The sequence below is a fragment of the Adlercreutzia muris genome (assembly GCF_008831045.1).
Classification (GTDB): domain Bacteria; phylum Actinomycetota; class Coriobacteriia; order Coriobacteriales; family Eggerthellaceae; genus Adlercreutzia; species Adlercreutzia muris.
Genome location: NZ_WAJS01000023.1, coordinates 36771 through 46483, shown reverse-complemented (window position 1 = coordinate 46483; position 9713 = coordinate 36771). Strand labels below are relative to the sequence as shown.

Genomic DNA, 9713 nt, shown 5'->3' with positions numbered 1-9713 from the left:
GGGCGCAGCGGCACGAAGGTCGCGTCGATGTGGATCGGGTAGGGGTCGCCCGGGAAGTTCACGGCGTGCACGCGGAACTCGGGGTAGTAGCGCTGGAACCAGTCCATGGCGGCGCGGTTGGTGGTCAGGCCGTGCTGGATGAACAGGTCCTTGCCCATGCGCATCACGTCGGCGGCGTCCCACATGGGCTCAACCTCGGTGGTCACGAAGTCCTTGGCGGCGGTGCGCTCGAGGCGCTCCTCCAGGGTGATCTTCTCGTCGTAGTAGTTGTGCTTGTAGGACTTGTCGGTCAGGCGCGGGCGGGGGGCCTGGGTCCACTTGAAGTCGGGGTCCTGCTCGAAGTACATCTCCATGAGGGGCCAGTAGGCCAGGTACTCGAAGTAGCGGCAGCGGAAGGAGTTGGCGGCGGCCATGATCTCGTTGCCGATGGTCAGCAGGATGTCGCGCGGGGGCATGCAGGTCATCATGGAGTCGTTGCGGAAGTCCGGGGTGCCGATGGCCTGGTTCCACTGCAGCGGGGTCGGGCGGTCGACGACGACGCCGCGGTCCTCGAGGATCTTCACGAGGTTCTCGAGGCACTCGTTGCCGCGCTCGACGGTCTCGAGCGGGCGCAGGCCCCACATGCCGCGCATCTCGGAGTCAACGGGCACCTTCTCGGAGGTGGCGGGCTCCTCCGGCGGGATGACGGAGTTGTCGCAGCGGCCGACGATGACGCGCTTCAGCGGGTCCCAGTCGTTCCAAGAGCTGACGATCTTTGCCATGGTTCATTCCTTTCTTGAGCATGCCTTAACCATGCTCGCGACGATGAGGAATAGGATGAATCGGCAAAGCCAGAAAAGTGATCGGACTGTCTTTGCCGATGCCGTTAATATAGCACCATTTTTGTTCACCTGCAACAAAAAACTTCCCAGTTTGGGAGATATTTTTTTGTTGACTCGTTGTGCATACGAATAAAGCGAGAGAGCGCGTTTTCCACCCTCGCGGAAAACGCGCTCTCTTTCGCTCTTATGGTGGGTCGCGCCGAGGGAGCGACCCTATGGGAGGAGACGGCGAAACGCGGGGAGACGCCGTCTCCGTACAGCTTTAGTCGGCGACGATGACGGTGCCGGTCTCGCCGCGCAGGCCGGCGGCGGCGCACTCCAGCGAGGTGATGAGCGCCCTGCCCTCGGGGAACTTCTCCACGTACTCGATGCAGGCCTCCACCTTCGGCAGCATGGAGCCGGGGGCGAACTGGCCCTGCTCGATGTACTCGCGGGCCTGGCTCACGGTCATCTCGGAGATCTGCTCCTGCTCGGGGGTGTTGAAGTTGACGCACACCTTCTCGACGGCGGTGAGGATCACCAGCATGTCGGCGCCCAGCTCGGAGGCCATGAGCGCGCTGGAGCGGTCCTTGTCGATGACGGCCGGGGTGCCCACGTAGCCGCCCTCGGTCTCGAACACCGGCACCCCGCCGCCGCCGGTGGACACGACGATGTAGCCGCCGTCCACGAGGTCCTTGACGGCGTCGAACTCGACGATGCGCTTGGGGATGGGGCTGGCCACCACCTGGCGCCAGCCGCGGCCGGCGTCCTCCTTCACGGTGATGCCCATGGCCTCGGCCTTGGCCTTGGCGGTCTCCTCGTCCATGAACGCGCCCACGGGCTTGGTGGGGTTCTGGAACGCCGGGTCGTCGGCGTCCACCACGGTCTGGGTCACGATGCAGGCCGTGGAGCGGGGGATCTCGCGGGACTTCACGTCGTTCAGGATGGCCTGGGACAGCTGGTAGCCGATGTAGCCCTGGCTCATGGCGCCGGCCTCGGGGAAGGGCATGTCGGGGGTCTTGTCGTCGTTGGCCGCGGCGTAGGCGAACGCGTTGTTGATCATGCCGACCTGGGGGCCGTTGCCGTGGGACACGACGACGTTGGTGCCCTCCTCGATCATGTCGACGATGTGCTTGGCGGTGTTCTGCACCAGCTCCAGCTGCTCCTGGGGCGTGTTGCCGAGGGCGTTGCCGCCCAGGGCGATGACGACGGTCTTGCCGTTGCCCTTTTCGTAAGCCATTTACTTCACCTCAATCGTTTCGATGAACCGCGTGCCAGCCATAGGTTGCATGTAAGTGAGGCGAGACAGCGGTTACAAGATACATGGAACATGCAACGGATTCGATTCTACGGTGACACCACTTCGGGCATCGTCCCGTATGACGTCCGTTGGCAAACAGTAAGGAAGGGAACGGACCGCACAGGCCCGTTCCCCGCTTAAGCGATTTAGCCGCAGAGGGTGGCGTACATGACCGCCTTGATGGTGTGCATGCGGTTCTCGGCCTCGTCGAAGACCTTGGAGGCCTTGGACTCGAACACCTCGTCCTCCACTTCCATCTCGGTGACGCCGAAGCGCTCGGCGATATCGGCACCGATGGTGGTGTTGGTGTCGTGGAAGGCCGGCAGGCAGTGCAGGAAGATGGCCTCGGGGTCAGCCATGGCCATGACCTCCTTGGTCACGCGGAACTTCTCGAGGTGCTTGATGCGCTCGGCCCACACCTCGTCGGGCTCGCCCATGGACACCCACACGTCGGTGTAGATGACATGAGCACCGGTGCAAGCCTCGGCCACGTCGTCGGTGCACTTCACGGTGCAGCCGTTCTCAGCGGCGATGGCGGTGCAGGTCTCGACGAGCTCGGCGTCGGGCATGTTCTCCTTCGGGCCGCAGGCCACGAAGTTCATGCCCAGCTTGGAGCACACGACCATCAGCGAGCGGGCCACGTTGTTGGCGGCGTCGCCCATGAACACCAGGGTCTTGCCCTTGATGTCGTAGTTGAAGTTCTCCTGCACGGTCAGGATGTCGGCGAGCATCTGGGTGGGATGCCACTCGGTGGTCAGGCCGTTCCACACCGGCACGCCGGCGTTGGCGGCCAGATCCTCAACGTCGGTCTGGGCGAAGCCGCGGAACTCGATGCCGTCGTAGAAGCGGCCGAGCACGCGGGCGGTGTCCTCGATGGACTCCTTCTTGCCCATCTGGGAGGAGCCGGGATCCAGGTAGGTCACGCCCATGCCGAGGTCCATGGCGCCCACCTCGAAGGCGCAGCGGGTGCGCGTGGAGGTCTTCTGGAACAGGAGAACGATGTTCTTGCCCTCCAGGTAGCGGTGCGGGGTGCCGGTGCGCTTGAGGTCCTTGAAGTTCTTGGAGAGCTTCAGCAGGTAGTCGATCTCCTCGGTGGAGAAGTCCAGGAGGCGCAGGAACGGGCGACCGCTGAGATTGATAGGCATGTTGTTTCCTTTCCCGAGAAAAGAGTGAAAGTTATATCGCGCGGGCCCCCTGGGAACCAGGGGAACCCACGCGTCTTTTTCGGCCCAGCGCTGGCTGGCTAGACTGGGCCGGAAAAGCCGTTACAGGATGCGCCCGAGGGCGCGGGTGCACCGGACGTTGGCGCCGGCGCGGGGTGCGCGGCTGTGCGCTAAGCCTACAGGGCCTCGCGCCAGGCCGGCATGGACATGCAGCGCGGGCCGCCGCGGCCGCGGGAGAGCTCGGCAGAGGGCATCTCCAGGCAGTTGATGCCGTTCTTGTACAGCACGTCGTTGGTGACGTTGTTGCGCTGGTACACGACCACGGTGCCGGGGCGGACGCACAGGGTGTTGGAGCCGTCGTTCCACTGCTCGCGCTCCGCGGCGATGCGGTCGCCGCCGCCGCAGGGGATCAGCTGCACGGGCTGGCCGACGTACTCGGAGAGCACCTTCTCCAGTTCCTCATCGCGCTCGCGGATCTTGGTGCCGCCCTTGCCGTCGGGGGTGATCTCGAAGACGGTCAAAGGTCCCATGATGCCGGGGTGGATGGTGAACTTGTCGTAGTCGATCTGGGTGAACACCGTGTCCAGATGCATCATGGCGCGGTTGTTCGGAATGTTGAACGCCAGAATGGTGTCGATGGAGGAGGTCTCATCGTTGAACACGTTGTGGGCGATGGCGTCGATGGCATCGGGCTCGGTGCGCTGGGAGATACCGATGGCCAGCACGTGCTCGTTGATGTTCAGGATGTCGCCGCCCTCGATGTGGAAGGTGTCGTTGCGATCGTAGTAGGTAGGGGTGCCGGCGAAGTCCGGGTGATAGCGGAAGATGTAGTCGCCGTAGATGGTCTCGCGGTTGCGGGTGTGGGCGTACATGCGGTTGATGGACACGCCGTTGCCGATCATCGCGAACGGGTCGCGGGTGAAGTACAGGTTCGGCATGGGGGCGCACACGAGCTTGCAGCGGTCGGACACCATGTCCACCAAGAGGTGGGTGTCAGAACCGGGCAGCTCCTGAAGGTTGATGCCCGCCATGGTCTTCATGACCATGTCCTTGGTACCGGCGTACTCGGCGTTGATGTAATCCTTGATGATGTTCTTGTAGATATCGGTGCGAATGCCGGCCTCGAAGATCCACTGGTCGAGGAACTGCTCGCGCAGCTCGGGGTTCGCGTCGATAACCTCGGTCATAAGGTCCTCGAGGTACACGACCTCGGTGCCCTCGCCGCGCAGGATGTCGGCGAACGCGTCGTGCTCGGCCTGAGCAACTTCCAAGAACGGGATATCGTCGAACAGCAACTCCTCCAGCGTGTTCGGAGTGAGGTTGAGCAGCTCGTCGCCGGGACGGTGCAAGATGACCTTCTTGAGGTTGCCGATCTCGCTCTTGACGTTTACTCCTTGCATGTGACTCTCCAATCCGGCGCGTTGCTGCGCACCATCATAGTTGAGAAGCTGACGGCCTTGAGCCTCAGCCCATCGCGGTCGGCGCGACGGCGCATCCAATGTCTCAGAAACGTCGCCAAAGGGAAGAGGTAAAGTAGGATTAGATGAGGGTATAACTCGTGTTTACAGCCCCCGATGAATCCCTACACCTCGAATAAACGCCCCTTAGAACACTCCCCTGCCCCAGGTCAAGCAAAGCAACCCGAAGCAGATAGATCGGATGACAACCTTGCGCATCGACGATCCCCCGCAGCTCCCCTAGTCTTCTCGGCCGCAGTCGGATTTATCGACGGGTTCAAAGTAACACCATTTTTGTTCACATGCAATAAAAAAATCCCAATCACTTACTTATTCAATCAAATTCTACGAATGGAGCATATTTCCATCCGGCAATGGGGCGTTTGGAAGATATACCAGGTGAGCGGCACAGGCTGATTAACATTTCTCCAGGTCAAGACCGATCTTCCATAGATATAATAGAAATATGGTCATGTTTATTGACAGGGAGGCATTTTGTGAGAATGCATTATCTCGCCCTTCCTGTCTTGCTGCGGTCTTTTTCTTTTCCCAGCCCACAACGAAAAAAGTCGTAGTGCACGTGAACAATTTCGCGTGAGGGCGTATACTTCGTGCCGTAAGCCAGCGCGAGAACAGGAGCGTGAACCATGGACATTCCGTGCCAACCCGTCGACGCGGCCATCGAGAACCCCGCGACGGCGGCCGACTGCATATACGTGAGTAGCGCCGTGTTCACAGGCAGCGAAGAAGCCCCCGCCCGCAAGGCCGTAGCCGTGCGCGGCGACCGCATCTGCTGGGTGGGCAGTCCCGAAGCGCTGCCGGCGGAACTGCGCGGCGAGGAAACGCTCGTGGAGGATTGGGGCGACGCGCTGATCATGGCCGGCTTCCACGATGCGCACATGCACGTCTTCCATTCCGCCCTGTACCTCTCCCCCTTGGCCGAGCGCTTCGTGGGCGACAGCGAGGCCGATGCCGTGGCCCGGTTGGCACCCCTGGCGGCCCGGCGCCCCGCCGGCTCGTGGCTGCTCACTCAGGGCTGGCGCGATTACCTGTGGAGCCCGCCCGTCATGCCGAGCCGCGCCTCCCTGGACGCTGTCTATCCGGACCGGCCCGTGGCCATGTACTCGGGCGATGCCCACACCCTGTGGCTGAACAGCTGCGCCTTGGAGCGGCTGGGCATATCCGAGCAGAGTGAGCCGCCGGCAGGCGGTTCCTACGACCGCGATGGCGAGGGACAGCTCACGGGCATCGTGCGCGAGGCGGCGGCCATGGCGCTCATGCCCCGCATCGTGGCGGAGTTCACGCAGGAGGAGCTGCTGGATGCCTACCGCTCCTTCGAGGCCTACTGCAATGAGCACGGCATTACCGGGGTGTGCGATGTGTCGCTCATGGCCATGCCCGGGCTCGACTTCGTGCGCGACGACCTCTTCGCCGCCCTGGAAGAGGCCGGCGAGCTCACCCTGCGCGTGTCCATGTTCCCCACCCTGCTGGAAGACCGCGGGCGTCTAGCGGCCCTGCGGGAATCCCACACTGGTCCCTTGCTGTCGGCTCGGGGCTTCAAGCAGTTCTTCGACGGGGTGTCCAGCCAGCACACTGCCTGGGTGCACGACCCCTACAGCAACGCCCGCTTCGAGGGCGATTGCGGGCGCCCCACCGTGGATGCCGCGGTCATGGAGGGTCTGGTGGCGCCGGCCGCAGCCGAGGGGGCGCCTGTGCGCATCCACGCCATCGGCGACGAGGCCATCCACCGCTGCATCGACATCTTCGAGCGACACCCTGTGGCCGACGACGGAAGCGATGGGGTGCCGCCCCGCCACAGCATCGAGCATTTGGAGAACTTCCAACCCGCAGACATTGCCCGACTGGCCGCGGCCGGCATCGTGGCCAGCGTGCAGCCCCGCCACATCACCCTGGATCCGGGCGGCCCCGAGCGCGATTTGGGACCTGCGCGCGTACCCTACATGTGGCCTTTCCGCAGCCTGCTGGACGCCGGAGCCGTGCTGGCCTTCGGCACCGACTCCCCTGTTACCGACATCGACCCCATCGCCGCGGTGTACACCGCCGTCACCCGCCGCGACGCCGACAGCCACGAGCCTGAGGGCGGCTGGCTGCCCGCTGAGCGCATCACGCTCGCGGAGGCCCTGCGGGCCTACACGGCCGGCAGCGCCCTGGCGGCTCAGCGGGCCGACGAGGTGGGCCTGCTGGCCCCCGGCCTGTTCGCCGATATGGTGGTGCTGGACCCCAACCCCTTCGCCCTGGCCCCCGAGGACATCCAAAAGTCCCGGGTGCAAGCCACCTACGTGGGCGGCCGCAAGGTGTACGAAGCCTAGCCCTCCAGAGCCTTGGACATCTGCCAGAGACCTTCCATTTCCTCCATGGAAAGATCCTCCACGCGGCGGCCCTGGCCGGCGGCGGCTCCCTCCATAAAGGCCCAACGAGCGCGGAACTTGCCGCACGTGGCCCGCAGGGCCTCCTCGGCTTGCACGCCCATCTTGCGGGCCACGTTCACGAGGCTGAACAGCACATCGCCCATCTCCAGCTCCACGGCGGCCAGGGTCTGCGGGTCGGTGCTACCGTCCACCTTGCCGTTGGCGGACTTAGGAGCGGCAGCGTAGGCGGCCTTGAGTTCGACAATTTCCTCGTCCACCTTGGCCCACACATCGTCAACCGTTTCCCACTCGAAGCCGGCCGAGGCCGCCTTGCGCGAGATCTTCTGGGCCTGCTTCAGGGCCGGGAAGCTTTTCGGCACGCCGTCGAGCAAGCTCGCAGGGGCCGCCCCGGCAGCATCGGCGGCCTCCCTCTCGGCCATCTTGATCTGATCCCACACATCCAGCACCTCATTGGCGTCGCCGGCCTCCATCTCGCCGAAGACGTGGGGGTGGCGCCGCACGATCTTCTCGTTCACCACCCGGCACACATCATCAATGGTGAACTCCCTTGCATCGGCGGCGATCTGCGATTGCAGCACCACTTGCAGAAGCACGTCGCCAAGCTCCTCCAGCATGTGCGGGCCGTCGTCGGCCTCGATGGCGTCCACGGCCTCGTAGGCCTCCTCCACCATGTTGCCGGCAATGCTCCTGTGGGTCTGCTCCCGATCCCACGGACAGCCGTCGGGCGCCCGCAGCGCCTCGATGGTGGCAACGAACTCATCAAAGGCGGGGTGCGGCACAGCTTCCACCTCGGCAACGCGTTTCTCGGTCATGGGGTATCCTTTCCGGAGGGGTTTTCGCGCCATTATAACGCGACGCCGTGGCGCAGCGCGGCAACGAAGCACGCCGCCCAACGGGTCGTTCTTCTTGAAAAATTGTGGCCTTACGGTGTAAATCGAAGCCGATTCGTCACCAAATCCCCATTTCGGGGCCGCAAAAGGGCGCAAAATAGGAAGAAACGACGGCTTTACCGAGAAAAGGGGTGCACAAGCGGGCCTTTTCCTTTATTATCGTCTCTGCTAAAAGCGAGGAACGCTGATGTTGCCCCTGCAATGTCAGCGTTCCTCGAGTGAATGGCCTGGTAATCCTACCGGGACACGAGAAGAAAGAGAAGTGATATGCCCGCACCTACCATGACCCCTGAGCAGCGCGCCGCCGCCCTCGAGAAGGCCCGCATCGTCCGCGCCAAGCGCTCCGAGATCACCAACAAGCTCTCGATGGGTCTCACCACCCCCGCCGAGGTTCTCGACCAGATCGACGACCCGGTCATCGGCCGCATGAAGGTGAAGGCCTTCGTGAACGCCCTGCCCGGCTTCGGCAAGGTGAAGACCGAGAAGCTCATGGAGGAGCTGGGTATTCCGGCCGAGCGCCGTCTGCAGGGTCTGGGCTCCAACCAGATGAGCGCCCTGAAGGCCGCTCTCGCCTAACCTTTCGCCAAAGGCAAGCTTTCCCGTGCCCGTCTATAATGGACGGGCACTTTTGTTTTCCAGAAGGAGCCGGGATGCCCCTCATATACGTAGACACCCTCGACGATGCGCGGCTCGATGTCTTCGCGCGGCTGACCGAAGCGCAGCTGCGCTGCAAGCTGGAGCCGGAGCGGGCGGTGTTCATCGCCGAATCGGAGAAGGTGATCGAGCGGGCCTTCGCCGGCGGCATGGAACCTATCTCGCTGCTTATGGAGGAGAAGTGGCTCCCCGCCATGGCCCCGCTCATCGCGCAGATGGAAGAACGCCGCCGCGCAACAGCATATGCACCCGCCCGCCCGGCCACTAGCGCGCTTGCCTCGCAAAGCACGGCCGGGACATCCCTCGCGCATCTGCTCGACGACCCCGATAGCCTGCCGGTGTTCATAGCGCCTCGCGATGAGCTCGCGCGCCTCACGGGCTTCGAGTTGACCCGCGGGGCCTTGGGCGCCTTCCGTCGCCCCGCGTTGCCGAGCGTGGCCGACGTACTGGAAGGGGCGCGACTCGTGGCCGTGCTGGAGGACATCACGAACCACACCAACGTCGGGGCCATCTTCCGCAGCGCCGCGGCCATGGGGGTCGATGCCGTGCTCGCGAGCCCCGCCTGTTACGATCCGCTGTACCGCCGGGCCGTGCGCGTGTCCATGGGCACGGTGTTCCAGGTGCCGTGGACGCGCATCGGCGAGCTGGATGTGCCTAACCGCCCCGGCGAGGGCACCTGGAGCGCCGAGGGGATCGACCAGCTGCACGAACTGGGCTTCACCTGCGCTGCCATGGCCCTGTCCGATGATTCGATCACCCCCGATGAGCTTGCGGGGCTGCTGACCGAGCGAGAAGCGGCTACGGGCGCGCCCGCGAAGCTGGCGCTCTTGTTCGGCACCGAGGGCGAGGGGCTCGCCCCGGCCACAATCGACCATTGCGACCATACCGTGCGCATCCCCATGGCCCACGGCGTGGATTCCCTGAACGTGGCGGCATCGAGCGCTGTGGCCTTCTACGCCTTCCGTCATTTGAGCCAGCTGGGGAGGTAGCCCGTGAACGAGCCCCGCCCCTCTCGCTCCGCTACCTCCGCGCAAGGCGATGCAGCCACCCGAGACAGCG

At 64.0% G+C, this 9713-nt stretch carries 8 protein-coding genes; 3 read left to right on the top strand and 5 right to left on the bottom strand.

What is annotated here, in order from left to right; translation table 11 throughout:
* From F8D48_RS08095 to arcA, 4 genes are all read right to left on the bottom strand, one after another.
* A partial coding sequence (locus F8D48_RS08095) for a serine/threonine protein kinase (RefSeq protein WP_151431077.1) occupies positions 1–761 on the bottom strand: 761 nt, incomplete at its 3' end.
* A 322-nt stretch (positions 762–1083) separates the two neighbouring features.
* Positions 1084–2040 carry a carbamate kinase gene (gene arcC / locus F8D48_RS08090; protein WP_151431075.1) on the bottom strand — a complete coding sequence of 319 codons (957 nt, stop codon included), beginning with the start codon at positions 2038–2040 and terminating at the stop codon, positions 1084–1086.
* Between the two features lie 206 nt (positions 2041–2246).
* Positions 2247–3245 carry an ornithine carbamoyltransferase gene (gene argF, locus F8D48_RS08085; protein WP_135971391.1) on the bottom strand — a complete coding sequence of 333 codons (999 nt, stop codon included), beginning with the start codon at positions 3243–3245 and terminating at the stop codon, positions 2247–2249.
* A 194-nt stretch (positions 3246–3439) separates the two neighbouring features.
* Positions 3440–4663 (bottom strand): arginine deiminase, encoded by a 1224-nt coding sequence (gene arcA / locus F8D48_RS08080; protein ID WP_151431072.1) that lies wholly within the window; start codon positions 4661–4663, stop codon positions 3440–3442.
* Positions 4664–5367: 704 nt separating this feature from the next.
* On the opposite strand from arcA, the gene F8D48_RS08075 reads away from it, so the two are divergent.
* Complete coding sequence (locus F8D48_RS08075; protein ID WP_151431069.1) at positions 5368–7050, top strand: amidohydrolase; 1683 nt, start codon at positions 5368–5370, stop codon at positions 7048–7050.
* On the opposite strand, the gene mazG is transcribed toward F8D48_RS08075, so the two are convergent.
* On the bottom strand, positions 7047–7922 hold the full coding sequence (gene mazG, locus F8D48_RS08070; protein WP_170272777.1) for a nucleoside triphosphate pyrophosphohydrolase: 876 nt from the start codon (positions 7920–7922) through the stop codon (positions 7047–7049). The two genes, F8D48_RS08075 and mazG, sit on opposite strands and share 4 nt — an antisense overlap.
* 345 nt (positions 7923–8267) lie before the next feature.
* Here mazG and mihF point away from each other — a divergent pair, with 345 nt between their 5' ends.
* Positions 8268–8576 carry an integration host factor, actinobacterial type gene (gene mihF, locus F8D48_RS08065; RefSeq protein WP_135971030.1) on the top strand — a complete coding sequence of 103 codons (309 nt, stop codon included), beginning with the start codon at positions 8268–8270 and terminating at the stop codon, positions 8574–8576.
* A gap of 74 nt (positions 8577–8650) precedes the next feature.
* Complete coding sequence (locus F8D48_RS08060) at positions 8651–9643, top strand: TrmH family RNA methyltransferase (protein ID WP_151431065.1); 993 nt, start codon at positions 8651–8653, stop codon at positions 9641–9643.
* Positions 9644–9713 lie beyond the last annotated feature (70 nt).